Source organism: Kaistia sp. 32K (assembly GCF_016629525.1).
Lineage (GTDB): Bacteria > Pseudomonadota > Alphaproteobacteria > Rhizobiales > Kaistiaceae > Kaistia.
The window spans coordinates 3,129,778-3,153,720 of the sequence record NZ_AP024269.1; the positions used below are offsets into that span (position 1 = coordinate 3,129,778).

At 67.4% G+C, this 23,943-nt stretch carries 23 protein-coding genes; 14 read left to right on the forward strand and 9 right to left on the reverse strand.

The genetic code is table 11. From position 1 onward, the window contains the following. The first annotated feature begins 174 nt into the window (after positions 1 to 174). The 4 genes from K32_RS14555 to K32_RS14570 all read left to right on the forward strand — a co-directional run bounded on the left by K32_RS14555 (position 175) and on the right by K32_RS14570 (position 3,515). Positions 175 to 1,179, forward strand: a complete 1,005-nt coding sequence (locus tag K32_RS14555) for an LLM class flavin-dependent oxidoreductase (RefSeq protein WP_201400216.1) — start codon at positions 175 to 177, stop codon at positions 1,177 to 1,179. 67 nt (positions 1,180 to 1,246) lie between these two features. Next, complete coding sequence (locus tag K32_RS14560) at positions 1,247 to 2,212, forward strand: glycosyltransferase family 2 protein (RefSeq protein ID WP_244669519.1); 966 nt, start codon at positions 1,247 to 1,249, stop codon at positions 2,210 to 2,212. Continuing rightward, positions 2,212 to 3,060 (forward strand): ChbG/HpnK family deacetylase, encoded by an 849-nt coding sequence (locus tag K32_RS14565; RefSeq protein WP_201400218.1) that lies wholly within the window; start codon positions 2,212 to 2,214, stop codon positions 3,058 to 3,060. Before K32_RS14560 ends, K32_RS14565 begins: the two co-directional genes overlap by 1 nt. Next, the gene (locus tag K32_RS14570; RefSeq protein WP_201400219.1) at positions 3,057 to 3,515 is read left to right on the forward strand and encodes a GtrA family protein; all 459 of its coding nucleotides are present in this window, start codon (positions 3,057 to 3,059) and stop codon (positions 3,513 to 3,515) included. Before K32_RS14565 ends, K32_RS14570 begins: the two co-directional genes overlap by 4 nt. Here the strand turns inward: K32_RS14570 and K32_RS14575 are convergent. Genes K32_RS14575 through K32_RS14585 form a run of 3 tightly spaced genes read right to left on the reverse strand, consistent with a single transcriptional unit; the run spans position 3,454 to position 6,244 of the window. After that, the gene (locus K32_RS14575) at positions 3,454 to 4,647 is read right to left on the reverse strand and encodes a glycosyltransferase family 87 protein (RefSeq protein WP_201400220.1); all 1,194 of its coding nucleotides are present in this window, start codon (positions 4,645 to 4,647) and stop codon (positions 3,454 to 3,456) included. The genes K32_RS14570 and K32_RS14575 overlap by 62 nt on opposite strands. Further along, the gene (gene murI, locus K32_RS14580; protein WP_201400221.1) at positions 4,644 to 5,438 is read right to left on the reverse strand and encodes a glutamate racemase; all 795 of its coding nucleotides are present in this window, start codon (positions 5,436 to 5,438) and stop codon (positions 4,644 to 4,646) included. Before murI ends, K32_RS14575 begins: the two co-directional genes overlap by 4 nt. Then, positions 5,435 to 6,244: an RNA methyltransferase gene (locus K32_RS14585; RefSeq protein WP_201400222.1), complete on the reverse strand. Its 810-nt coding sequence runs from the start codon at positions 6,242 to 6,244 to the stop codon at positions 5,435 to 5,437. Before K32_RS14585 ends, murI begins: the two co-directional genes overlap by 4 nt. A 132-nt stretch (positions 6,245 to 6,376) precedes the next feature. Here K32_RS14585 and K32_RS14590 point away from each other — a divergent pair, with 132 nt between their 5' ends. The 7 genes from K32_RS14590 to K32_RS14620 all read left to right on the forward strand — a co-directional run bounded on the left by K32_RS14590 (position 6,377) and on the right by K32_RS14620 (position 12,151). Then, entirely contained in the window at positions 6,377 to 6,940 is a 564-nt protein-coding gene (locus K32_RS14590) for an HdeD family acid-resistance protein (protein ID WP_201400223.1), read from the forward strand. Continuing rightward, positions 6,937 to 7,839, forward strand: coding sequence for a glycosyltransferase family 2 protein (locus K32_RS14595; protein WP_201400224.1), 903 nt, complete (start codon positions 6,937 to 6,939; stop codon positions 7,837 to 7,839). The genes K32_RS14590 and K32_RS14595 overlap by 4 nt, the downstream gene beginning before the upstream one ends. Then, positions 7,760 to 9,085, forward strand: a complete 1,326-nt coding sequence (locus K32_RS14600) for a glycosyltransferase family A protein (protein WP_201400225.1) — start codon at positions 7,760 to 7,762, stop codon at positions 9,083 to 9,085. Before K32_RS14595 ends, K32_RS14600 begins: the two co-directional genes overlap by 80 nt. Before the next feature lie 81 nt (positions 9,086 to 9,166). Continuing rightward, on the forward strand, positions 9,167 to 9,379 hold the full coding sequence (locus tag K32_RS14605) for a ParD-like family protein (RefSeq protein ID WP_201400226.1): 213 nt from the start codon (positions 9,167 to 9,169) through the stop codon (positions 9,377 to 9,379). Beyond that, the gene (gene map / locus K32_RS14610) at positions 9,376 to 10,209 is read left to right on the forward strand and encodes a type I methionyl aminopeptidase (protein ID WP_201400227.1); all 834 of its coding nucleotides are present in this window, start codon (positions 9,376 to 9,378) and stop codon (positions 10,207 to 10,209) included. The genes K32_RS14605 and map overlap by 4 nt, the downstream gene beginning before the upstream one ends. A gap of 165 nt (positions 10,210 to 10,374) precedes the next feature. Next, a complete protein-coding gene (locus K32_RS14615; protein ID WP_201400228.1) occupies positions 10,375 to 11,586 on the forward strand; it encodes an NADP-dependent isocitrate dehydrogenase in 1,212 nt (403 codons plus the stop codon). A 112-nt stretch (positions 11,587 to 11,698) separates the two neighbouring features. After that, a complete protein-coding gene (locus tag K32_RS14620; RefSeq protein ID WP_201400229.1) occupies positions 11,699 to 12,151 on the forward strand; it encodes a GNAT family N-acetyltransferase in 453 nt (150 codons plus the stop codon). Between the two features lie 34 nt (positions 12,152 to 12,185). On the opposite strand, the gene K32_RS14625 is transcribed toward K32_RS14620, so the two are convergent. Then, positions 12,186 to 12,983 carry a YbaY family lipoprotein gene (locus K32_RS14625; RefSeq protein ID WP_201400230.1) on the reverse strand — a complete coding sequence of 266 codons (798 nt, stop codon included), beginning with the start codon at positions 12,981 to 12,983 and terminating at the stop codon, positions 12,186 to 12,188. Between the two features lie 82 nt (positions 12,984 to 13,065). Further along, positions 13,066 to 13,980: an AraC family transcriptional regulator gene (locus K32_RS14630; RefSeq protein WP_201400231.1), complete on the reverse strand. Its 915-nt coding sequence runs from the start codon at positions 13,978 to 13,980 to the stop codon at positions 13,066 to 13,068. A gap of 153 nt (positions 13,981 to 14,133) precedes the next feature. On the opposite strand from K32_RS14630, the gene K32_RS14635 reads away from it, so the two are divergent. The 3 genes from K32_RS14635 to K32_RS14645 all read left to right on the forward strand — a co-directional run bounded on the left by K32_RS14635 (position 14,134) and on the right by K32_RS14645 (position 16,991). After that, complete coding sequence (locus K32_RS14635; RefSeq protein ID WP_201400232.1) at positions 14,134 to 14,964, forward strand: SDR family NAD(P)-dependent oxidoreductase; 831 nt, start codon at positions 14,134 to 14,136, stop codon at positions 14,962 to 14,964. 108 nt (positions 14,965 to 15,072) lie between these two features. Next, complete coding sequence (locus tag K32_RS14640; RefSeq protein ID WP_201400233.1) at positions 15,073 to 16,095, forward strand: aldo/keto reductase; 1,023 nt, start codon at positions 15,073 to 15,075, stop codon at positions 16,093 to 16,095. Positions 16,096 to 16,262: 167 nt separating this feature from the next. Continuing rightward, a complete protein-coding gene (locus tag K32_RS14645; protein ID WP_201400234.1) occupies positions 16,263 to 16,991 on the forward strand; it encodes an SDR family oxidoreductase in 729 nt (242 codons plus the stop codon). 525 nt (positions 16,992 to 17,516) lie between these two features. Here the strand turns inward: K32_RS14645 and K32_RS14650 are convergent. From K32_RS14650 to recA, 4 genes are all read right to left on the reverse strand, one after another. Next, on the reverse strand, positions 17,517 to 19,307 hold the full coding sequence (locus K32_RS14650; protein ID WP_201400235.1) for a cation:proton antiporter: 1,791 nt from the start codon (positions 19,305 to 19,307) through the stop codon (positions 17,517 to 17,519). Between the two features lie 227 nt (positions 19,308 to 19,534). Beyond that, positions 19,535 to 22,186, reverse strand: a complete 2,652-nt coding sequence (gene alaS, locus K32_RS14655; RefSeq protein ID WP_201400236.1) for an alanine--tRNA ligase — start codon at positions 22,184 to 22,186, stop codon at positions 19,535 to 19,537. 130 nt (positions 22,187 to 22,316) lie between these two features. Beyond that, on the reverse strand, positions 22,317 to 22,676 hold the full coding sequence (locus K32_RS14660; protein WP_201400237.1) for a GFA family protein: 360 nt from the start codon (positions 22,674 to 22,676) through the stop codon (positions 22,317 to 22,319). A 105-nt stretch (positions 22,677 to 22,781) separates the two neighbouring features. Then, positions 22,782 to 23,867 carry a recombinase RecA gene (gene recA, locus K32_RS14665; RefSeq protein WP_201400238.1) on the reverse strand — a complete coding sequence of 362 codons (1,086 nt, stop codon included), beginning with the start codon at positions 23,865 to 23,867 and terminating at the stop codon, positions 22,782 to 22,784. Positions 23,868 to 23,943: the final 76 nt, after the last annotated feature.

Genomic DNA, 23,943 nt, shown 5'->3' on the forward strand with positions numbered 1-23,943 from the left:
CTGCCTGCGCGTGCTTCTAGCGCCGCGCCAGGCTCCGGAACAGGGGGAGCCGTTTAATGTATCGTTCCTCACAAAAAAGAGCGTGCCGACCTTCCCGAGTGCGCTCCGGCCTCCCACATAGGCCGAATACCCGCCAAGACACGCTGCCAAGACACTCTCCCGCCGGACGGTTCCATGCCAACGCACCTCGACATTCCGCTCTCCGTTCTCGACCTCGCCCCGGTTCGCCAGGACGGAACCGTCGCCGACGCGCTCGCCCGCTCGCTCGACCTTGCCCGCCATGTCGAGAGGCTCGGCTTCAACCGCTTCTGGGTCGCCGAGCATCACAACATGCCGGGCATCGCGAGCTCCGCGACCTCGGTGTTGATCGGCTACATCGCCGGCGGCACCTCGACCATTCGCGTCGGTTCCGGCGGCATCATGCTGCCGAACCATGCGCCGCTCGTCATTGCCGAGCAGTTCGGCACGCTGGAAGCGCTCTATCCCGGCCGCATCGACCTCGGCCTCGGCCGCGCCCCGGGCACGGATCCGCTGACGATGCGCGCGTTGCGCCGCGACCTCGCCGACGACGACAACGCCTTTCCGAAGAACGTGCAGGAATTGCTGGCCTATCTGGCGCCGGCGGTGGAGGGCCAGAAGGTCCGCGCCGTTCCCGGCGCCGGCTCCAACGTGCCGGTCTGGCTGCTCGGCTCCTCGACCTTCAGCGCGCAGCTCGCCGGCCTGCTCGGCCTGCCCTTCGCCTTCGCCAGCCATTTCGCGCCGATGCGCCTGATGGAGGCGCTCGACACATATCGGCACTTCTTCCGCGCCTCTGAATATCTGGAGAAGCCGCATGCGATGATCGGCGTCCCCGTCATCGCCGCGCCGACCGACGAGGAGGCGCATCACCTGGCGACGACCCAGTACCAGCGCCTGATCAATCTGGTGCGCGGCCGCCCGACGACCCTGATGCCGCCGGTCGACAGCATGGATGGCCTCTGGGACCCGCGCGAGGAAGCCTATGTCCGCTCGCATCTCGGCGTCGCGGTCATCGGCGGGCCCGACCGGGTGCGCGACGGCCTCAAGGCTCTCGTCGAGCGCACCGGCGCCGACGAGCTGATGATCAGCTCGGATTTCTACGAACATGCGCACCGGCTGCGCTCGTTCGAAATCGTTAAAAAAGCGACAACGGCCCCCTGATGCTGTATGGATCTCGGCAATTCGCATCGGGAATGGACCCCAAGGCTCCGTCGTGCCGCAACCGCAAGTGACCATCGTCGTCCCGGTCTTCAATGAAGCCGCCGGACTGCCCCAGTTCTTTGAAGAAGTCCGTGCCGTCATCGACGGGATTCGCGACATCGCCTGGACCGTCCTGTTCGTCGACGACGGCTCCAGCGACGGGACGCGCGCGGCGATCCGGGCGCTCAACGCCGCCGATGGACGATTCCAGGGCCTGGCGCTCTCCCGCAATTTCGGCAAGGAGACGGCGATCGCCGCCGGCCTGCGCCATGCGCGCGGCGATGCCGTCATTCTCATGGACGGGGATCTCGAGCACCCGCCGACGACCATCCCGACCTTCGTCGAGAACTGGCTCGCCGGCTACAAGATCGTCTTCGGCAAGCGGATCGACAAGGAAACGCAGTCGCCCCTGCGGCGCTTCTATTCGAAGGCCTTCCACGGCGTCTTCAGCGCCATCGCCCAGCCACGCATCCCGGCCGGCGCGGTCGACTTCCTGCTGATGGATCGTCAGGCGGTCGACGCCATGAACCAGCTCGGCGAGCGCACGCGCTTCAGCAAGGGGCTCTATGCCTGGATCGGCTTCCGGTCGACCACCGTGCCCTTCTTGGTCGGCGATCGCAGCGCCGGGCGATCGAGCTGGCGCTTCCGTTCGCTCGCCCGCTTCGCCGTGGACGGCATCGTCTCGTTCTCGTCCGTGCCGCTCAAGGTCTGGTCCTATCTCGGCCTGGTGATCTCGGCCTTCGCGATCGTCTATGCCGGCATCTTCATGATCCGCACGCTGATCTTCGGTGCGGATGTGCCCGGCTTCCCCACCCTCGTCGTCTCGATCATGGTGTTCTCCGGCGTCCAGCTGATCTCGCTCGGCGTGCTCGGCGAATATGTCGCCCGCATCTATGACGAGGTGAAGGGAAGGCCGCTGTTCCTCGTCGAGGAGACCATCGGCGACGACACCACCGGCCAGCAGAGCGAACCCCGCGTGCGGCGCATCGCCTGATGACGGCCGGCCGCGTCATCCTCTGCGCGGACGACTATGCGCTATCGCCCGGCGTCTCGCGCGGAATCGCGGAGCTGATCGAGGCGGGCCGCCTTTCGGCGACCGGCGCGATGACCACGGAACCCGGCTGGCTGGATCTGGCCGAGGCCGTCGCCACGCTTCGCCGCCACGCCGCCATCGGCCTGCATCTGAACCTGACGACCGGCGCGCCGCTCGGCGCCATGCCGCGCACCCTGCCCTCGGGCAAATTCGACGGCATTGGCGCGATGATGCGACAGACGCGGAACGGCTCGGCCGATGCTGAGGAGATCGCTGCCGAGATCGAGCGCCAGCTCGACCGTTTCGAGGATGTCGCCGGCGCGCCGCCCGATTTCGTCGATGGTCATCACCATGTGCATATACTGCCGGTGATCCGCCCCGCTCTTCTCGCCGCGCTGGCGCGCCGCTATCCGGACACGCTGCCGCTGGTGCGCGATCCCGGCGACAACCCGATCCGCATCCTCGCGCGGCGACGCTCGCTGGTGAAGGCGCTCGGCGTCGCCTTTCTAGCGCGCGGCCTTGCCGCCGATGCCCGCCGCCTTGGCCTGCCGACCAATGACGGCTTTTCCGGTTTCTCCCGCTTCGACCGCGCCGTGCCGTTCGCGCGGGAGATGGCTGATTTCCTGCGCGCGCCGGGCCCGCGCCAGATGGTGATGTGCCACCCGGGCTATCCCGACGAGATCCTCCGTCCGCTCGATCCGTTGTTCGAGCGCCGCGGCGAAGAGCTGGAGACGCTCAAGGCCTTCCCGGCTGACCGGATCGTACACCTCGAGCGCGACGGCGGCGGCCGGATCCGGTGGCCGTCATGACGGGCTCGTCGCTCGCCGCCAAGCTCCGCCACATCGCCGCCTTCGGCATCTCGGGCCTCAGCGCCTTCGCCGTCGACGCCACGATCCTGACCGTTCTGGTGCGGCTCGGCGCCGATCCCTATCTCGCGCGGGTGGTGGCGATCGCCATCGCCATGGTGGTCGGCTGGCTCGCCAACCGGACCTGGACCTTTCACGCCCCCGGGCCGCCAAGGTTGCGCGAATTCCTGCGCTACGCCTCCGTGGCTTCGTTCTCCGTCGCGGTGAACTATGCCGTCTACGCGCTGCTGCTGATGTCGTGGTCAGGAGCCACACCGATGCGAGCGCTCGTCGCCGGCACGGCGGTCGCGACCCTGATCTCCTATTTCGGCTATCGCCTCTTTGCCTTCAAAGGCGTCAGGCCGGCAACGCCCGCTCGATCGGCGGCGTCAGACAGCGCCACACCAGGAACGGAATGAAGGCGAGGCAGAGCAGCGGCCGGAGCCAGAGCGAGCCGATCGGATAGATCGCGATCGCGACGACGAAGGCGACGGCCAGCCAGACCATCAGCCAGCTCGCGAAAGCGCGCCGCTCGCGATGCCAGAGCAGTCCCGCATAGATCGCGAAGACGCAGCCGAACATCACATAGGTGTTCGATTCCGTCCGCGGGTTGAACAGCATCAGATAGACCACCGCGATGGCGAGAATGTTGAAGGGCGCGTCGCGACCCGTGCGCCGCTGCGCCAGAAAGGCGAGCCCGAGCGCCAGAAGCGCGAAGACGACGCGGATCCCCGTCAGGACACGATCGGAAAGCGAAATGCCGAGCGCGTTTAGCAGGCCGGTCAGGTCGGCCCAGAGCCCGTCGCCGGGATCCCCTGCGGCCAGGACCTTGGCGATCCCGAGCCGATAGAGCTCGACGATGCCGGCGGGATCGGGGTTGATGAAGGGCAGCAGCAGGAAGCCGATCGTCACGACGATCAGGCGCCAGCCGAGCTTCGGATAGAGCACGCCGACGAGCAGCATCAGCACCAAGGCCAGCGGCTTGATCGCGAAGGCGAGGCCGAGCAGCAGCGCGGCGGTCCACCAGCGCGCCTCGATGATCGCGATGGAGCCGAGCAGCATCAACGCCATCAGCAGAACCGTCGCCTGGCCGTTGCGGAAGGCGCTGAAACCGCTCGGCGCCAGCAGAAGCAGCGACGCTCCGAAGACGAGCCACTTCCGGCGCCCCGTCACCGCGGGCAGCAGCACGCCGAAGCTGCGCCATACGGCATAGGCGAGCAGCCCCGCCGACACCACCCGCCAAAGCGCGTCGCCGAGCGAGGCGCCGAGAAGCGCGAAAGGCGTATAGAGGACGGCGAAGCTCGGAAGGTAGAGGAAGCCGGCGATGCCGCCGCCGAAGATATCGTCGCCGCGCCACCAGCCGAGCGAACCGAGGCGATAGACCGGCACGACGCTGCGGCGGTCGGGATCGGCGAGCACCAGCGCCACGACGACCAGATTGAACAGCAGGAAGATCGCGAGACCTGCCCAGCCGGCGTAGGGGAGCATCCGGTCGAGCGGCTCCTCCGACAAGGAGGGCTCGGCGCGCCGGGCAGTGGGATCGAGGGTCATGACGGCTCGCCTTCCAGGCCCATTTCCGCGAGGACGGGCGTCAATTGCCGGGGCCAGGGCTTCCCGGAGGTCAGATAGGCCCGGCCGGGCCGTGCGGCGACGCCATCGGCATCGCGCGCCAGTTCCAGGACGGAGAGCACGCGCCGGGCGATCGCCTCGGACGGGTCGATCCAGGCGACGGGCCAGGGCGCGACGGCCTTCAGCCGGTCGATCAGGAACGGATAATGGGTGCAGGCGAGCACGATCGTGTCGGTCCGCTTGCCGTCGACCTCGATGAAGGCCGGCTCGATCTCGGTCCGGATTGCCGCGTCGGCGACGCTCTCGCCGCGCATCACGGCTTCCGCCAGCGGCGCCAGCTCGGACGAGCCGACGAGGCGGACATGGCAATCCCGGGCGAAATCCCGGATCAGCTCGCGCGTATAGTCGCGCTTCATCGTCCCAGGCGTCGCCAGTACGCCGACGACATGGCTGCCGGAACGCTCCGCCGCCGGCTTGATCGCCGGCACCGTGCCGATAAATGGAAGCGCATGCGCGGCGCGCAGGGGCGGCAGCACGAGGGTCGAGGCGGTGTTGCAGGCGATCACGACGGCGTCGGGTCGGTGGTGCTCGATCAGGCGCCCCATCAGCGAAACGATATGATCGGAAAGCGGCTCCGCCTCCCAGTCGCCATACGGGAAGCCGGCGTCATCGGCGACATAGGCGATGTCCGCCGACGGCAGCTGCCGCCGGATCTCGCGCAGCACCGAGAGACCCCCGATACCCGAATCGAAGACCAGAAGCCTGGCGCTCAATCGTCGGCCTCGCGGCTCGTGGTCTCGGTGCCGTCGGCGCGCTTGCGGGGTCGGGTCGGCCGGTTCTCCAGCGCCGCGATCACGCCGCGCAAGGTGCGTATATCGGCCTCCGTGAACTGCGCCCGCTGCAGCATGGCGCGCAGCGTCTGCACCACCACCGGCCGCTTCTCGACCGGCCGGAAGAAGGTGACGTTGTCGAGCGCGCCCTCGAGATGCTCGAACAGGCCGAGCAGCTCCTGCTTGGTCGCAGGGCGGCTGTCGTTCGGCGTCGTGAAGCGGAGGCCCGCCTCCTCGGTCTCCAGCCCGCTGCGCCGCCACTCATAGGCGACGATCAGCACGGCCTGGGCGATGTTCAGCGAGGCGAACTGCGGATCGATCGGCAGCGTCACGATCTCGTCGGCGAGCGAGATCTCCTCGTTGGTGAGGCCGATACGCTCGCGCCCGAACAGCACGCCGGTCTTCACGCCGCCGGTCATGTGACCGCGCATGATGGTTGCCGCCGAGGCGGGACCGCGCACGGGCTTCGCCAATTCACGCGAGCGCGCCGTGGTCGCGACCAGATAGCCGAGATCGGCGACGGCCTCCTCGACGGTATCGAACAGGCGGATCCGGTCGAAGACATGATCCGCGCGGCTGGCGGCGCGGCGGGCGCTCTCGTTCGGCCAGCCGTCCCGCGGATTGACGATCCGCAGATCGCCGAGGCCGAAATTCGCCATGGCGCGGGCAGCCGTGCCGATGTTCTCGCCGAGCTGGGGTTCGACGAGAATGACGGCCGGGCCATCGACGAGAAGATTAGAAGCGGGCATGTCGTCCGTGCAGCAATGTGAGAAAGGCATGTCCTAGCTGATTGCTCGCGCTCACGCTATATTCGCGCAGAAGGTTGCCGGTCCGCGAGTCGCAACCCCGGCAACAGGATGGTCCAAGGGGAGGACGAGCAAATGCCCGCAGATTTGGCAGCCAACAAGAGCTTTTCCGCGGCCGTGCGGGAGAAATGGGGTTGGTTCCTGTTTCTCGGCATCGTCTTTCTGGTCGGCGGCGTCTTCGCCATTGCGATGCCGCTGATTTCGAGCGTCACGGTCACCGTGTTCCTCGCCATCGTGCTGGTCATCGCCGGCGTCTTCCAGATTTTCCAGGCGTTCAGCGTCCAGGGCTGGGGCGGCTTCCTGTGGCAGCTGGTCGTCGGCGTCGTTGTGCTACTCGGCGGCATCGCGATCTACGCGTCGCCCGTCTTCGGCAGCTTCGCGCTGACGCTGGTCATCGCTTCGGTGTTCCTGGCCAAGGGCATCTTCCAGATCGCCCTCTCCTTCCGCATCCGACCGCTCGACGGCTGGGGCTGGATCCTGGCGGCCGGCATCATCGCCTTCCTGGCCGGCTTCTTCATCCTCGCCCAGTATCCGGTCTCGGGTCTCTGGGTGCCGGGCACGCTCGCGGGCATCTCGCTGCTCTTCACCGGCTGGAGCTATATCGCCCTTGCCCTGGCGGCGCGGCGCTCGGTCGCATGAACGAGACGGAGTGGCGTGCGTTCTATGGGGTGAACGGCAGCGACAAGCTCCCGCTCGTCTCGATCCTCGTGATCAACTGGAACTACGCCACTTATCTGACCCACGCTCTCGAATCGGCGGCCGCGCAGGACTATCCGGCGCTGGAGATCCTGATCCTCGACAATGGCTCGGACGACGGCAGCGTCGAGCGGATCCGGGCCTTCGTCGAGCGGCATCCAAACGTCCGCTTCATCGAGCTGTCCGAGAACCTCGGGCAGCTCGGCGCGGCGCACCACATCTTCACCGAGCACGAAGTCGCAGGGCAGTTCGTCAATTTCCTCGACACGGACGACCTGCTGCTGCCGCATTTCATCAGCCATCACGTCCGGGCCCATCTGCTGGTCAACAATGGCGCGGCAATCTCGACCAGCGACGCCCTGCAGCTCGACCAGAACGGCATCATCCTTGCCGGCAGCCTGCCGGACTGGTGGAAGCTGCCCTCGGAAGACCGCGCCGATTTCGAGGATCGTTCGATCCAAACCCACGGCGACCCGCCGCAACAGATCGAGCTGAGCCTGATCTCGCGACGCCTCGAGCGGTGGTGCTTCTATCCGGGTACGTCCAACGTGTTCAGCCGGCGGAAACTGGCGGAACTCTTCTCGGCCATCCACCCGCCGATCGACCGGCGGTTCGCGCTCGACGCGACCGCGGCGCCCTTCTGCCATGCGGAAGCCGGAACCATCATGCTGAACGAGCCCTTGTCGGGCTATCGGGTGCATGGCAGAAATGCGAGCCTGGTTGCCCCGCCGCTCCAGCATTTCGTCCCCGGGCGGATATCCTATGGCGACATGGGAAAACAACAGCGGGCATGGCACCACGAAATCCTCGAGGGCGCGAGGAAGGAGAAAAGGAGCGGTTGAATGCAGACTGCGACGTTTTCTCAACCGGGCCGATATCGGTCCCGTCGCCGCGCCTCGCATGAACACGTCTAGCTTTTCGATCCGCGGCATCCAGTCCGAGCAACTGACGAATTCGGCCGCCATCCGCCTTCCCCTCGTTTCCTTCGTCATCCTCCGGAGCGGCGAGACGGACTTCGGTCTGGTGATCGAGGCGATCCGGGCACAGGATTACCCCGATATCGAAGCCGTCCTCGTCGACGATGGCGCAACGGAAGCAAGCAGCAGGGAAATCCAGGGCCTCATCGCAGGCGATCCGCGCTTCAAGCTCGTATCCTCCGAACAGCAGCTCGGCCCCATGGCGGCGGCGCGGCAAGGGTACGACAGGACCGTCGGCGCATTCGTCGTGTTCCTGGACACCGCCGTGCTGCCGCTTCCCCAATTCGCCTCGAGCCATGTCCAGGCGCATCTGGCGAGCCGCCACGTCATAGCCTTTACCGCTTCCAGAATCCTTGCCGGAGCCATTCCCGAGCCTGCCGCGCCCAAGGCGCCGGCGACGGGGCTCGGCCTGCTCCGCGAGGACACGGCAATCCGTCTGAGCTGCCTCGGCGAGGCCGATTTCGAAGCGCTCGCCGCCAAGACCGTACTGCTGGATCCGGTCACGGCGGGATGGACCACGTCCCCCGGAATGCTCGCCGTCTATCGCCGCCATGTCGTCGAGCAGCTTCATCCCGTCGACGACCCAGCCGCTCCTGACGATCTCTCCGTCAACACCCACTACGCCGGACTGGCGCATTTGCTCGGCGGATCGGCGGCGATCGATATGCCGTTGGCGCAAGCGATCGGATCGACCGATCCGAGCCGCGCTTCCAAGGCGCGGGCAAGCGCCTCGCAAACCCAACAGATGCTCGGTGTCTGGGCCCGCAATGGAAGTGACCTCGAGCGACGGATCGGTCTGCGCCGCTATTGGGATGCCCTATGCGTCCTGATGGCGCCCGCATCGGAGCGCGCCGACGCGGCGAGCGAGACCGCGTTCAAGGGAATTCTGCCCCTGTTGACGGCGACCTTCGGCGAAAAGCAGACCATCCACCGGCTGAACCAGCGCCTGCCGAAAGGCCAGTTTCGCGCCATGCTCCATGCCCATCACGGCCCTAACCTGCCGTTCCGAACCCATATGGCGGTCCGCCTGAGCACGCTCCGCTCCTGGCACAACCGCCTCCGTCTCGCTCTGCGCAAACACAGGCGACGGCTCAGAGGGCACGTGTCCTAGGGCCAAGCCCACCTGCCCGCCCTTGGCATCCCCCACATGACACGTATATGATCCGTATATGAATCATATACGGAGATCCCCATGGGCATCGTGAACATAGAGGACGACCTGCACGAGCAGCTGCGCCGGGCGAGCAAGGTATCGTTCCGCTCGATCAACGCGCAGGCCGCCTACTGGATCAAAATCGGCATGCTGTGCGAGACCCATCCGACGCTCACCTTCGCGGAGATCATCGCGCGCGAGCTCAGCTCCGCCGGCGTCTCGGCTCCCTCGCTCGCGACCAGCGAAGCATGACGAAAACGCCTCAGGAACTGGCGCTGCTGGCCGAATCCGGCCGGTTGCTCGCCTCCGTCTTCGCGCTGCTGGACCGAACCCCGCTCGCCGGCCTGTCGACGCTGGAGATCAACGACAGGGTCGAGCGCTTCATCGTCGACGATCTCCAGGCCCGCCCCGCCAGCAAGGGACAGTACGGCTATGGCTTCGTGCTGAATTCCTCGGTGAACGAGGTGGTCTGCCACGGCGTCCCGTCGTCCTCGGCCGTGCTTCGCGACGGCGACATCGTCAATCTCGACATCACGCTCGAGAAGAACGGCTATATCGCCGATTCCAGCAAGACCTACCTGGTCGGCAACGTGAACCCGGCCGCCAAGAAGCTGGTCCAGACCACCTATGAAGCGATGTGGATGGGCATCCGGGCGGTCCGCCCCGGCGCACATCTCGGCGACATCGGCTGGGCGATCGAACGGCATGCCAAGCGAAACGGCTATTCCGTCGTGCGTGAATATTGCGGCCATGGCATCGGCCAGGAGATGCACGAGGAACCGCAGATCCTGCATTTCGGCAAGCCGGGAACGGGCCGCGCCATCCGCGAGGGCATGGTGTTCACGATCGAGCCGATGCTCAATCGCGGCCGGGCGAGCGTGGAGACCCAGGATGACGGCTGGACAGTCGTGACGCGGGACGGGTCGCTCTCCGCCCAGTTCGAGCACACCGTCGCCGTCACGGCGTCCGGCGTGTCGGTGCTAACGCTGCGTCCCGACGAGCTCTCGCGGTTCGGCAGTCACGCCTTCCGAGGCGACGCCACCGTCGGCGGCACACGCAAGTCCGCGGCGGCGAGGGCGTGACGGAGGGTCGCCCGTCATTCGGCTCCCTTCCCGTCATTCCCTGCCTTTGCGCCTTCTGAGTGCGATGCTATAGGGGAGCCCGCACCATCCTCGGCGCCGCCTTGGCCAGCGATCTCCTTCCGCCGGCGGGCCAGCCGTTCAACCCAGAAGCGAGGCAATCCTCCCATGGCGAAGATCAAGGTAGCCAATCCCGTCGTTGAGCTCGACGGCGACGAGATGACCCGGATCATCTGGCAGAACATCAAGGACAAGCTGATCCACCCCTACCTTGATCTCGACCTCCAGTATTTCGACCTCGGCATCGAGCACCGCGACGCCACCAACGACCACGTCACGATCGAGGCCGCCGAGGCGATCAAGAAGGTCGGCGTCGGCGTCAAGTGCGCCACCATCACGCCGGACGAAGCCCGCGTGAAGGAATTCAACCTCAAGGAGATGTGGAAGTCGCCGAACGGCACCATCCGCAACATCCTCGGCGGCGTGATCTTCCGCGAGCCGATCATCTGCCAGAACGTGCCGCGCCTGGTTCCGGGCTGGACCCAGCCGATCATCGTCGGCCGTCACGCCTTCGGCGACCAGTACAAGGCGACCGACTTCCTCGTTCCCGGCAAGGGCCGGATGACGATCAAGTTCGAGGGCGAGGACGGCACCGTCATCGAGAAGGAAGTGTTCAAGTTCCCGGGCGCCGGCGTCGCGCTCGCGATGTACAACCTCGACGAGTCGATCCGCGAATTCGCCCGCGCCTCGCTGAACTACGGCCTGATGCGGAAGTACCCGGTCTACCTCTCGACCAAGAACACCATCCTCAAGGCCTATGACGGCCGCTTCAAGGACCTGTTCCAGGAAGTGTTCGACGCCGAGTTCGCCGCCGCCTTCAAGGCAGCCGGCATCACCTATGAGCACCGCCTGATCGACGACATGGTCGCCTCGGCGCTGAAGTGGTCCGGCGGCTATGTCTGGGCCTGCAAGAACTATGACGGCGACGTCCAGTCCGACACCGTCGCGCAGGGCTTCGGTTCGCTCGGCCTGATGACCTCCGTTCTGCTGACGCCCGATGGCAAGACCGTCGAGGCGGAAGCCGCCCACGGCACCGTGACGCGCCACTACCGCCAGCACCAGCAGGGCAAGGAGACGTCGACCAACTCGATCGCCTCGATCTTCGCCTGGACCCGTGGCCTCGCCCACCGCGCCAAGCTCGACGACAACGCCGAGCTCGCCAAGTTCGCGCTGACGCTCGAGAAGGTCTGCGTCGACACGGTCGAAGCCGGCGACATGACCAAGGACCTGGCGCTGCTCGTCGGCCCGGACCAGAAGTGGCTGTCGACCACGGGCTTCCTCGACAAGGTCAGCGAGAACCTGACCAAGGCGATGGCATAAGCCAGGCCGTCCGGGGAGCCTGACTTCCCGCAGCACTCGGACAAGGGCGGTCTCCGCCCTTGTCTCCCCGCCTTCACCGCCCCCGTCTGGGGGCCTGAGCAGGACGTCCCGCATGAACGTCGTCATCCGTCCGCTCGCGCCCGCCGACCATGTGGCGTGGCTTCGCCTGTGGCAGGGTTATCTCGATTTCTACGAGAGAACGCTTTCGCCCGAAATCACAGCTCTCACCTGGGCCCGGCTCCACGATGCCGCCGAGCCGATGTTCGCGCTCGGCGCCGAGCAGGATGGGCGCCTTGTCGGCTTTGCCCATGCGATCCTGCACCGGTCGACCTGGCTCGCCGGCCATTCCTGCTATCTGGAAGACCTGTTCGTCAGCCCCGACAGCCGCGGCGGCGGCGTGGGCCGGACACTGATCGAGGCGGTGGCGCGGGACGCCAGGGAGCGCGGCTGCGACCGCCTGCACTGGCTGACGCATACCGACAACGCCACGGCGCGACGCCTCTACGACCAGGTCGCGGCGCATCTCGGCTTCGTCAGCTACCGCCGCAGCCTTCTCGACACCTGACGTTCGGCCGGCAGGACGGCAGCCGGAAGGCAGCCTACATCCGCGCCAGAATGACGATCGGCCGGCCGCGCCCGTCGAGCAGGATCAGCTTGCCCCGGGCGCCGTCGACCCGCCAGCGGCGAACCTCCCCGAGGGCCGCGAAGAACTTCTGCTCCTGATTCATCGCGGCCGGCGTGCAGGCCATCCGCGTGCTGGCGATGGCGCCGAAACGGATCGTGTCGCCCGCGATCTTCGCCTGGCCCGACATCCGGTTGCAGCCGCCGGAGCCGCTGACCCGGCCGTTCGGTCCCAGTTCCAGCACGGTCTGCAGATAGTCCATCACGCCGCCGCCGCGAATATCCTCGGCAAGCCAGCGCCCGGTCGGTCCGGCGACGACGGCGCGCGACGCAGCCTGCGCGCCGACCCGCTGCACGGGGATGTCGATCCTGTCCGCGCCGCCGATCTCGACGGAATGATGGCTGGTCGAGGTGAACCAGAGCTGGCCCTTGACCGAAATCGTGGCGCGCAGCGAATAGCTGTGGCGCGGCTGCAGCTTCGCCGGATCGAAGCGGAGGCTGTAGGGGATCGGTACCTGGCCGCGCGGCCTGAACGACGTCTGCGCGAGGGTCACGGACGGCGCATCGGCCCGGGAGACATCGAGCAGCTTCACCTCGACAACGGCGTCCGGCGGCAAGGCCATCCGCTCGCGATAAAGGATCGAACCATGCAGCGTTCGCGTCGCGGCGAGCGCCGATGAAGCGCCGATGCCGACGAACAGCACCGCCAGGGCGGCGACGGCAAGCGCAAGGCTAGAGGCCCAGCGTCTCCAGATCCTCCTACCGACGAAGCCCATCGCTTTTCCTCCCCATGCATCCGGATGGAGCTATCCGACACGAGAACGGATGTCGGCCGCAAGCCCTGGCTCGCGAAAAGGCTCAGACGGGCTGGGACAGGCGCTGCGGATCGAAGCTGGAGAGTTCGCGCAGCCTGGCCGCGTCGCGCGAGGGCGGCGCGCCGAACAGGCGGCTATATTCGCGGCTGAACTGCGAGGGGCTCTCATAGCCGACGGCGAAGCCGATGCTGCCGGCGTCGGCGCGCTGGGCGAGCAGGAGCCGGCGCGCCTCCTGCAGCCGGATCTGCTTCTGGAACTGCAGCGGGCTCATCGAGGTCACGGCCTTGAAGTGGCGGTGGAAGGACGAGCCGCTCATGCCGGCGATTTCCGCCAGCGCCTCGATCCGGATCGCCTCGGCATAGTTGTTCTTGATCCAGTCGATGACCCGGCTGATGCAGGAGAGCCTGCTGTCGGCGAGCGCGATCTGGCGCAACATCTTTCCCTGCGCACCATGGAGCAGCCGGAACAGGATTTCGCGCTCGGCCAGGGGTCCCAAAATGGGAATCTCGCGCGGGCGCTCCAGGAGGCGCAAAAGTCGGACGACAGGATCGAGCAATTCAGCGTCGACCGAGCTGATCGCCAGACCGGCCGCCGGGCTGCCGTCGTCGCCGACCTCGGCCAGTTCCAGGAGCATCGAGGCCAGCGCCGCGCGGTCGAGCCGCATGCTGAAGGCGAGATAGGGCTCGTCGACGCTCGCATGGATGATGGAGCCGCTCGCCGGCAGGTCGACCGAGACGACGAGATACTTCGACGCCTCATAGATCAGCACCTTGTCGCCGACGATCAGCTGCTTTCGTCCCTGCGCGATCACGCAGAAGAGCGGCTCGTAGATGACGCGGGCGGGCTCGGTCTGCGTGCAGGAGCTCAGCAGCGTCACCCGCGGGATCGGCGTCTCGAAGCGCGTCCCGACGCAGTGTCGCGCGATCAGCGCGCGCAGTTCGTTCATCTGTTCCATCATGGTTCCGATCCAACAGCCGGCTCCCGCGCCGCGCAAGCGCGGGCAGCCCCAAGATCGGCACTCTGAGAGGATCGTGCAAGAAGCTGGTAGCATTCTGGTAACGCTTCGTCAGCGCGCGCGCCATCTTCAGCAGGCCAAGCGAAGGAGTTCGACATGAGCAAGATCTGGTTCGTCACCGGCGCGACGCGCGGCATCGGCGCCGAGATCGTCAAGGCGGCGCTCGCCGCCGGCGACAGCGTGGTCGCAACCGGCCGCAACCCCGCCGGCATCGTCGCGGCGCATGCCGGCGCCGGAGACCGTCTGCTGGCCCTCCCCCTCGACGTCACCGACAAGGCCGGCATCGCCACCGCCGTCGACGCGGCCGTGACCCGGTTCGGTCGCATCGACGTCCTCGTCAACAATGCCGGCTACGGCCATCTCGGCCTGTTCGAGGAAACCGAACCCGGCGACGCCGAGCGCCAGTTCGCCACCAACGTCTTCGGCCTGTTCGACGTGACGCGCGCCATCCTGCCCGTCCTGCGCAAGCAGCGCGCCGGGCACATCTTCAACCTTTCCTCGATCGCCGGCCTCCGGGGCGGCCTCGGCGGTTCGCTCTATTGCGCCAGCAAGTTCGCCATCGAGGGCTTCTCGGAATCGCTGGCGCACGAAGTGGCGCCGTTCGGCATCCACGTGACGGTGGTCGAGCCCGGCTTCTTCCGCACCGATTTCCTCGATGAGAGCTCGGTGCGCTTCGCCAGCCACCCGATCGTCGACTATGCGGAGACCTCGGCCCAGATCCGCGAGGGCTACCGCGACCGCAACCACCAGCAGGCGGGCGACCCGGTCAAGCTCGCGGCCGTGATCGTCGACCTCGCCGCCCGCGAGAAGCCGCTGTTCCGCTACGCGGCCGGCAGCGACGCGGCCGGCGTCTTCGCCGCCAAGATCGAGCGCCTGCAGGGAGAGCTGGAGGCGACGCGGCCGCTTTCCCACACCACCGACCTGTAACCCGATCCTTCGCCTGCCCCGGGCGCTCCGGCATGGAGCGCCCGCGCCTCTGCCCTATCTCCGTTCCCGACGGCACTACCCGCGCCACCTCCCCAGAAGGATGATCCCATGCGCACCAAGACACTCGGCGGCACCGGCCTCCTCGTTTCCGAAATCTGCCTCGGCACCATGACCTTCGGCGGCCGCGGCTTCTGGACCGCGATCGGCCAGCTCGACCAGTCCGTCGCCGACGGCATCGTCGCCCGCGCCCTCGACGCCGGCGTCAATTTCATCGACACGGCCGACGTCTATTCGGAAGGCCTTTCCGAGGAAGTGACCGGCCGCGCCATCGTCAATTCCGGCCGCAACCGCAGCGATATCGTGCTGGCGACCAAGGTGCTGGGCCAGGTCGGCCCCGGCCCGAACGATCGCGGCGCCTCGCGCGGCCACATCCTCGACGGCGTCAAGGCTAGCCTGAAGCGCCTCGGCACCGACTATATCGACCTCTACCAGATCCACGGCTTCGACCCGCTGACGCCGGTCGAGGAGACGGTGCGCGCCCTCGACGATCTCGTCCGCCAGGGCCATGTCCGCTATGTCGGCGTCTCCAACTGGGCCGCCTGGCAGATCATGAAGGCGCTCGGCATCGCCGATCACCATGGCTGGGCGCGCTTCGCCTCGCTGCAGGCCTACTACACGATCGCCGGCCGCGACCTGGAGCGCGAAATCGTTCCGTTGCTCCGGGATCAGAAGGTCGGCCTGATGGTGTGGAGCCCGCTCGCCGGCGGCCTGCTCTCCGGCAAGTACGACCGTGACGGCAACAGCCCGGACGGCTCGCGCCGCGCCAGCTTCGACTTCCCGCCGGTCGACAAGGCGCGCGCCTTCGACGTCATCGACGTCCTGCGCGAGATCGGCGACGCGAAGGGCGTCTCGGTCGCCCGCATCGCGCTCGCCTGGCTGCTGCACCAGCCGGCCGTCACCTCGGTCATCATCGGCGCCAAGACGATCGAGCAGCTCGACGACAACCTGGCCGCGACAGCGGTGACGCTCTCGGCCGACGAGCTCGAGCGCCTCGACAAGGTCAGCGCGCTGCCGGCCGAATATCCCGGCTGGATGCTCGAGCGCCAGAGCGAAGGCCGCAAGGCGGGCTGACCGTCAGCTTCCCGAACCGGAACCACCCGCCTCTGTCGCCTCGCTTACGGAACAACCCTTCCGGAGGGAGGCGACAGGACACGATCCGGGGCAAAACCCGCATCAAGCCCATGGAACTCCCGTCCGCGTTCGCGCTAGGTTCGGCGCTCCGCATTCGGGAGGAAATCATGTCGGAATTCACAGGCAAGCGCGTTCTGGTCACGGGCGCCGGCAAGGGCATCGGCCGCGCCACGGCGGAGCTGATGGCCGAATATGGCGCGCGCGTCGTGGCCCTCTCGCGCGACCCGAACGACCTCGCCAGCCTTTCGGCCGCGATCGGCTGCGAGACCATCGCCGTCGACCTCGCCGACCCGGTCGCGACGCGGATCGCCGCCCGCTCCGCCCAGCCGATCGACCTGCTCGTCAACTGCGCCGGCACGACCATCCTGGAGCCGTTTCTCGAGACCAGCGTCGAGAGCTTCAACCACCTCTACACCGTCAACGTCATCGCCGCGGCGGTGATCGCGCAGGAGACGGCGCGCAACATGATCGAGCGCGGCATCAAGGGCGCGATCGTCAACGTCTCGTCGCTCTCGTCCTGGATCGGCTTTGCCGACCACGCCGCCTATTGCGCCTCGAAGGGCGGGCTCGACGGCCTGACGACGGTGATGGCGAACGAGCTGGGCCGGCAGGGCATCCGCGTCAACGCGGTCAACCCCTGCGTGACGCTGACGCCGATGGCGGTGAAGGCCTGGAGCGACCCCGCCAAGGCGGACCCGATGCTGCAGCGCATCCCGCTCGGCCGCTTCATCGAGCCGCGCGAAGTGGCCGAAACGATCGCTTTCCTGCTCTCCGACCGCGCCTCGATGGTCAACGGCGTGACCCTGCCGGTCGACGGCGGCTTCATGGTCAACTAGGGGGAATGCCTGAACCCGCCATGCAGGGTTCAGGCACCGCGCCCCGAGGACGTCGCAGATCTCCATCAGAGGCTCAGGACGCTCTTCCTTCACCTCTCCCTGAGGGAGAGGTCGACGCACGAAGTGCGGCGGGTGAGGGTTTACGGCCTCTCCGGATGGTTCCCTAAACCCTCACCCGGAGCTTCGCTCCGACCTCTCCCTCAGGGAGAGGTGAAGAGGCGGTGCCGTTCGAGCGAGAATTCGGGCTCGCGTGCTGAACTACGGACCCGACGCTAAGACGCCCGCGCGCGGCTCGGGCCTCGAAGAACGCACGGTCTCGGGCCCCACCCTCCGCCGTCATCCCTGCGCAAGCAGGGATCCATCGCGACGCGCGCTCGGGAGCCCCAAGCGGCACCAACCCGGCTGAATGGATCCCGGCTCGGAGGCCGGGATGACGGCGAGGGTGTTGCGGGCGCCGCGCTCCGGCGTCCAAGGCCTTCCCATCCTTCCGAATGGCGATGAAGGCCCCACCGCACTCACGGCCCTCTAATCGGCGTCCATGCTGCTGTCCGCCGGCAGTTGCGGGCCGAAGGTGTCGGGATCGTCGCCGCTCCTGAGGCGCGCATGGACGATCTCGCGGGCGAGCGCCAGCCGCTGGTCCGCCGCGTCCTCCGGCAGGCCCATCGCCACCAGAAGCCCGCCCGCGAGCTGCAGGCTCGCCTCCAGCGCTTCCGGCACCACATGCTTGGCGCCGAGATCCAGCAGTTCGCGCGCATGGCCGACCGAGCGGGCGCGGGCATGCACGACGGCCTCCGGCCAGCGCGCCAGCACGACGGCGATCATGTCTTCCGCCATGTTGCCGCTGTCCGGCGTGACCACGAAGGCGACCGCACGGTCGCCCCCTACCTTGGCGAGGATCTCGGGCCGTGTCGCATCGCCGAAGAAGACCGGCAAGCCTTCCTTCTTGGCGCGCTCGACATGCGCGACGTTGAGATCGAGCGCGACATAGGGGATGTCTTCCGCCTTCAGCAGCCGCCCGACCATGCTGCCGAAGCGACCGAAGCCACCGATGATGACATGGCCGGAATAATCCTCGTCATCGCTGATGCCGTGGACGACGGCATGGCGGCGCGCCTCGAGACGGCGGCCGATGCGGGCGCCGATCCCGCCCAGCATCGGCGTGAACAGCATCGAGAGGGCGGCGACCGTCGTCGCGAAATGCGCCACATCGCTGTCGATGACCTCCCCCCGGAAGGCGAGCGCGAACATGACGAAGGCGAACTCGCCCGCGCCCGCCAGCAGGAACGCCATCTCGATGGCGACCGGCGGCTCGATCCGGTTCGCCCGCGCGGCGGCATAGGCGGTCGCCATCTTGACGAGGAGCAGCACCAGCAGCGAGGTCGTCACCGCCGTCCCGCGCTCGAAGATCATCGACAGGTCGATCGTCATGCCGACCGTCATGAAGAACAGGCCGAGCAGCAGATCCTTGAAAGGCTCGACCTCGACATCGAGTTGGTGGCGATATTCGCTTTCGCTCAAAAGCAGCCCGGCCAGAAAGGCGCCGAGCGCCGCCGACAGGCCGGCCGCCGAGGTCAGCGCGCCGGCGCCGACGATGATCAAGAGCGCGATCGCGATCAGGAGCGTCCGGTTGCCGGTCGAGCCCGCGAGCCGCATCAGCGGCCGCACGAGGAAGCGGCCGAGCGCCAGAACCGCGATGACGACCGCGACGGCGATTCCGATGCCCTGGAGAAGCGCGAGCGCGACGGCGGAGCCACCGCTCGCGCCGGCTTTTCCGAGAATGCCGACGACGATGACGATCGGCACGACGGTGAGATCCTGGAGGATCAGCACGCCGAGCGTGGTCCGGCCGGCCGGCGCGGCGAGGCGGCGCTGCTCGACCAGGGACTGCGTGACGATCGCGGTCGAGGACAGGGCGAGCGCCATGCCGAGGACGAGCGAATCGTCGAACTCGTAGCCGGCGGACGCCGCCAGCCCATAGATGGCGGCGGTGGCGAAGGCGACCTGCAGCCCACCGACGCTGACCATCAGCCGGCCGATCGCCTTCAGCCGCGCGAAGGAGAGCTCGAGCCCGATCGTGAAGAGGAGGAACAGGACGCCGAGATCGCCCAAGGTCTGCAGGCGCGAGACGTCGGAGATCGCGGCATAGCCGAAGAGAGGCCAGCGCTCCGCCAGATGGCCGAAGCCGCCGGGGCCGACCGCGATGCCGGCGATGAGGAAGCCGAGCACGACGCCGAGTCGCATATACTGGAACAGCGGCACGACGATGCCGGCGGCGACGAGGAAGACCAGAAGTTCCCTGCCTGCGGCCTGTCCCACAGCGCGTCCCTCCGGAGCCCCTGGCGGCAAGAGCCTCCTCGTTTCCTCGAAACGATGAGAGGCTCCAGCCCTTGTTCGATCGCATCTTCGTCACGCGAAGCGGCACCCGCTTCGCCCGAAGAGACTCCGGAGCCTCGCTGTCTCCATAGTGGCAGCCGAAATGCGTCGGCGCCGTGTCGAACGTGTCTCCTCACGCGAAGCGGGTGGCGCCTCGCGTGAAGAACAACCTAGCCCGCCAGGACGGCCTCGATCGCCGCCAGCGCGTCGTCCGCCTTGGCGCCGTCGGGTCCGCCGGCCTGCGCCATGTCGGGGCGGCCGCCACCGCCCTTTCCGCCCAGCGCGTCCGACCCGGCGCGAACCAGATCGATGGCGCTGTAGCTGCCGACGAGATCCTCGCTGACGCCGACCACGAGACCGGCCTTGCCGTCGTCCGAGACGCCGACGATCGCCACGATACCGGAACCGACCGCCTTCTTCGCGTCGTCGACGAGGCCCTTCAGGTCCTTCGGCGCGATGCCCGAGACGACGCGGCCGAGATAACGCACCGAGCCGACTTCGCGCACGCCGTCGCCGGCAGCCTGGCCGCCGCCACCACCGAGCGCCAGCTTCTTCTTCGCCTCGGCAAGCTCGCGCTCCAGCCGGCGCTTGTCCTCGACCAGCGCGGCGACGCGATCCGCCGCCTCGTCGGGGCGAACCTTCAGCGCCGCGGCGACCGCCTTCAGGCGCTTGTCCTGCAGCTCGAGATGATCCCGCGCCGCCTTGCCGGTCAGCGCCTCGACCCGGCGCACGCCGGCCGCGACCGCGCTCTCGCCGACCAGCGTCACCAGGCCGATCTCGCCGGTGCGGCCGACATGGGTGCCGCCGCAGAGCTCGACCGAATAGGCCTTGTTGCCGTCCTCGCCCATCGAGACGACGCGGACCTCGTCGCCATATTTCTCGCCGAACAGCGCCATCGCGCCCGAATGCATCGCCTCGTCGCGATCCATCAGGCGAGTGACGACCGGCGCGTCCTGCAGCACCACCGCGTTGGCGATGTCCTCGATCGAGGCCAACTCGGCCTCGTCGATCGGCTTCGGATGGCTGAAATCGAAGCGGAGCCGCTCCGGCGCGACGAGCGAGCCCTTCTGAGCGACGTGATCGCCGAGCACCCGACGGAGCGCCGCATGCAGCAGGTGGGTCGCCGAATGGTTCGAACGGATCGTGCCACGGCGGGCGTGATCGACGATCAGGCGGACGGCGTCATCGACCTTGACCGTGCCGCTCTCCACCGTGCCGACATGCACGAACAGGCCGTCGGCGCGCTTCTGCGTGTCGGTGACGAGGACAACGGCGCCGCCCTCGGTCTCGATCCGGCCGGCATCGCCGACCTGGCCGCCCGATTCGGCGTAGAACGGCGTCTGGTTGACGACGATCGAAACCGGCTCGCCGGCCTTCGCCTCAGAAATCTCGGCGCCGTCGCGGACCAGCGCCAGCACCTTGCCCTCGGCGGCCTCGGCCGAATAGCCGAGGAACTCGGTCGCGCCGAGCTTGTCGCGCAGCGAGAACCAGACCGTCTCGGTCGCCGTGTCGCCCGAGCCTGCCCAGTTGGCGCGCGCTTCCGCCTTCTGCCGCTCCATCGCCTTCTGGAAGACGTCGGTGTCGACAGCGATGCCGCGGGCGCGGAGCGCGTCCTGCGTCAGGTCGAGCGGGAAGCCGTAGGTGTCGTAGAGCTTGAACGCCGTCTCGCCGTCGAGCGTCGCGCCGCTGGAGAGCGAGCCCGTCGCGTCGTCGAGCAGCGTCAGGCCGCGCGCCAGCGTGCGGCGGAAGCGGATCTCCTCCAGCCGCAGCGTCTCGGTGATCAGCGCCTCGGCGCGCAGCAGTTCGGGATAGGCCTGGCCCATCTCGCGCACCAGCGCCGGCACCAGGCGCCAGATCAGCGGCTCGGCCGCGCCGAGAAGATGCGCGTGGCGCATGGCGCGGCGCATGATGCGGCGGAGCACATAGCCGCGACCCTCGTTCGACGGCAGCACGCCGTCGGCGATCAGGAAGCTCGAGGCGCGCAGATGGTCGGCGATGATGCGGTGGCTGGCGCGGTTGGCGCCCTCGGCCGGAACGCCGGTCGCCTCGACGGAGGCGCGGATCAGCGCCTTGAACAGGTCGATGTCGTAATTGTCATGCACGCCCTGCATGACGGCGGCGATGCGCTCGAGGCCCATGCCGGTATCGATCGACGGGCGCGGCAGCGGCACGCGGTTGCCCGGCGCGATCTGCTCGAACTGCATGAAAACGAGATTCCAGATCTCGATGAAGCGGTCGCCATCCTCGTCCGGGCTGCCCGGAGGACCGCCGGGGATATGGTCGCCATGGTCGAAGAAGATCTCCGAGCACGGGCCGCACGGACCGGTATCGCCCATCTGCCAGAAATTGTCCGACGTCGCGATGCGGATGATCTTGTCGTCCGAGAGGCCGGCGATCTTCTTCCAGAGGCCGAACGCCTCCTCGTCATCGTGATAGACGGTGACGCAGAGCTTCTCCTTCGCGAGGCCGAACTCCTTGGTGACGAGCGTCCAGGCGAGCTCGATCGCGCGCTCCTTGAAATAGTCGCCAAAGGAGAAATTGCCGAGCATCTCGAAGAAGGTGTGATGCCGCGCGGTGTAGCCGACATTGTCGAGATCGTTGTGCTTGCCGCCGGCGCGCACGCATTTCTGCGAGGTGGTGGCGCGCGGATAGGGCGCGGCGGAGCGGCCGGTGAAATAGTCCTTGAACTGGACCATGCCGGCATTGGTGAACATCAGCGTCGGATCGTTGCGCGGCACGAGCGGGCTCGACGCGACGATCTCGTGACCGTTCTTCTGATAGAAGCCGAGATACGCCGACCGAATGTCGTTGACGCTGCTCATGAACTGACCCGCCTGCTACAGAGGCAAAGCGCGTCTTGGCGCGCCCTGCCGAAGGAATTGTGCGGGCGTTTGTAGCGACCGCCAAGCAGACTGTCCAGAAAGCGCGTCAGCCGGCCCCAGACGGATCGTTTCAGTGGCTGCGGCCGTCGAAGGCGGTGACCGTGACGGTCGAGAGATCCATGTCGTCGAGACAGCGGACATTGACCGCCACCATCTCGGCGCCGTCGGGCCCGACGCCGCGGCCGAACGAGCCGACGCCGCAATGCGAACAGAAGAGATGATGGATGCGGAAGCGGTTGAACTGGTAGTCGGTGAGGTCGTCGGCGCCGCTTTCGAGCGTGAAATCCGCGGCCGGCACGAAGGCGAGCCAGTGGCCGCGCTTCTGGCAGATCGAGCAGTTGCACGACATCGCCGTGCCGAAATCGCCGCGCACCGTGAACCGGACCCGGCCGCAATGACAGCCGCCGCCCCGCGTCTCGCTCGCCGCCATCCCCTCGCCTCCCGGTGACTTTTCTTTCAGCGAGGCCGGCGAAAAGCGCCGGCCCCGATCGAGCGACGGACGTCGGGGCGGGCGATCCCCTCCCCGGCCTGTTCCTTACGCCTCGAGCGCGTCGTCGCCGTCGCTGTCGTCCTCGGGGCCGCCCTTGGTGAGCTGCTCGGCGATCAGGCCGGCATTCTGGCGGATCGCCAGCTCGATCGTCGCAGCAACCTTCGGGTTTTCGCGCAAAAAGTTCTTGGCGTTCTCGCGGCCCTGGCCGAGGCGCTGGCTGTCATAGGAGAACCAGGCGCCTGATTTCTCGACGATGCCGGCCTTGACGCCGAGATCGACGAGCTCGCCCATCTTGGAGACGCCCTCGCCATACATGATGTCGAACTCGACCTGCTTGAACGGCGGCGCCAGCTTGTTCTTGACGACCTTGACGCGGGTCTGGTTGCCGACCACCTCGTCGCGCTCCTTGATCGCGCCGATGCGGCGGATGTCGAGGCGGACAGAGGCATAGAACTTCAGCGCGTTGCCGCCCGTCGTCGTCTCCGGATTGCCGAACATGACGCCGATCTTCATGCGGATCTGGTTGATGAAGATCACCATCGTGTTCGACTTCGAGATCGACGCGGTGAGCTTGCGCAGCGCCTGGCTCATCAGGCGAGCCTGCAGGCCGGGCAGGCTGTCGCCCATCTCGCCCTCGATTTCGGCGCGCGGCGTCAGCGCCGCGACCGAATCGACGACCAGCACGTCGACCGCGCCGGAGCGGACCAGCGTGTCGGTGATCTCGAGCGCCTGCTCGCCGGTATCGGGCTGGGAAATCAGCAGGTCGTCGAGATTGACGCCGAGCTTGCGGGCATAGATCGGATCGAGCGCGTGCTCGGCGTCGACGAAGGCGCAGATGCCGCCATTCTTCTGCGCCTCGGCGATGGTGTGCAGCGCCAGCGTGGTCTTGCCCGACGATTCCGGCCCGTAGACCTCGATGATTCGGCCGCGCGGCAGGCCGCCGATGCCAAGCGCGATATCGAGGCCGATGGAGCCGGTCGAAACCGTGCCGATCTCGACGGCCTTGTTCTGGCCGAGTCGCATGATCGACCCCTTGCCAAAGGCCCGTTCGATCTGGGAGAGCGCTGCATCCAGCGCCTTCGACTTGTCCATGGTGGCCCCTTCGACGAGACGGAGAGAAGATTGAGACATTCCGGCGCTCCTTATTCCACACCGCTCGGACGTGAGCAAACACGGACAATGTACACGTTTTGTTCTCGTCCGCAAG

What these genes read in the sequence shown, in the direction of transcription:
- K32_RS14660 (WP_201400237.1), bottom strand. Translation starts at nt 22,676, where the DNA reads ATGGCGGCGAGCGAGACGCGGGGCGGCGGCTGTCATTGCGGCCGGGTC.
- K32_RS14640 (WP_201400233.1), top strand. Translation starts at nt 15,073, where the DNA reads ATGCGCACCAAGACACTCGGCGGCACCGGCCTCCTCGTTTCCGAAATC.
- K32_RS14570 (WP_201400219.1), top strand. Translation starts at nt 3,057, where the DNA reads ATGACGGGCTCGTCGCTCGCCGCCAAGCTCCGCCACATCGCCGCCTTC.
- K32_RS14585 (WP_201400222.1), bottom strand. Translation starts at nt 6,244, where the DNA reads ATGCCCGCTTCTAATCTTCTCGTCGATGGCCCGGCCGTCATTCTCGTC.
- K32_RS14625 (WP_201400230.1), bottom strand. Translation starts at nt 12,983, where the DNA reads ATGGGCTTCGTCGGTAGGAGGATCTGGAGACGCTGGGCCTCTAGCCTT.
- K32_RS14615 (WP_201400228.1), top strand. Translation starts at nt 10,375, where the DNA reads ATGGCGAAGATCAAGGTAGCCAATCCCGTCGTTGAGCTCGACGGCGAC.
- K32_RS14575 (WP_201400220.1), bottom strand. Translation starts at nt 4,647, where the DNA reads ATGACCCTCGATCCCACTGCCCGGCGCGCCGAGCCCTCCTTGTCGGAG.
- K32_RS14565 (WP_201400218.1), top strand. Translation starts at nt 2,212, where the DNA reads ATGACGGCCGGCCGCGTCATCCTCTGCGCGGACGACTATGCGCTATCG.
- K32_RS14600 (WP_201400225.1), top strand. Translation starts at nt 7,760, where the DNA reads ATGGCGACATGGGAAAACAACAGCGGGCATGGCACCACGAAATCCTCG.
- map (WP_201400227.1), top strand. Translation starts at nt 9,376, where the DNA reads ATGACGAAAACGCCTCAGGAACTGGCGCTGCTGGCCGAATCCGGCCGG.
- recA (WP_201400238.1), bottom strand. Translation starts at nt 23,867, where the DNA reads ATGTCTCAATCTTCTCTCCGTCTCGTCGAAGGGGCCACCATGGACAAG.
- K32_RS14555 (WP_201400216.1), top strand. Translation starts at nt 175, where the DNA reads ATGCCAACGCACCTCGACATTCCGCTCTCCGTTCTCGACCTCGCCCCG.
- K32_RS14635 (WP_201400232.1), top strand. Translation starts at nt 14,134, where the DNA reads ATGAGCAAGATCTGGTTCGTCACCGGCGCGACGCGCGGCATCGGCGCC.
- alaS (WP_201400236.1), bottom strand. Translation starts at nt 22,186, where the DNA reads ATGAGCAGCGTCAACGACATTCGGTCGGCGTATCTCGGCTTCTATCAG.
- K32_RS14605 (WP_201400226.1), top strand. Translation starts at nt 9,167, where the DNA reads ATGGGCATCGTGAACATAGAGGACGACCTGCACGAGCAGCTGCGCCGG.
- K32_RS14590 (WP_201400223.1), top strand. Translation starts at nt 6,377, where the DNA reads ATGCCCGCAGATTTGGCAGCCAACAAGAGCTTTTCCGCGGCCGTGCGG.
- K32_RS14645 (WP_201400234.1), top strand. Translation starts at nt 16,263, where the DNA reads ATGTCGGAATTCACAGGCAAGCGCGTTCTGGTCACGGGCGCCGGCAAG.
- K32_RS14620 (WP_201400229.1), top strand. Translation starts at nt 11,699, where the DNA reads ATGAACGTCGTCATCCGTCCGCTCGCGCCCGCCGACCATGTGGCGTGG.
- K32_RS14630 (WP_201400231.1), bottom strand. Translation starts at nt 13,980, where the DNA reads ATGATGGAACAGATGAACGAACTGCGCGCGCTGATCGCGCGACACTGC.
- K32_RS14595 (WP_201400224.1), top strand. Translation starts at nt 6,937, where the DNA reads ATGAACGAGACGGAGTGGCGTGCGTTCTATGGGGTGAACGGCAGCGAC.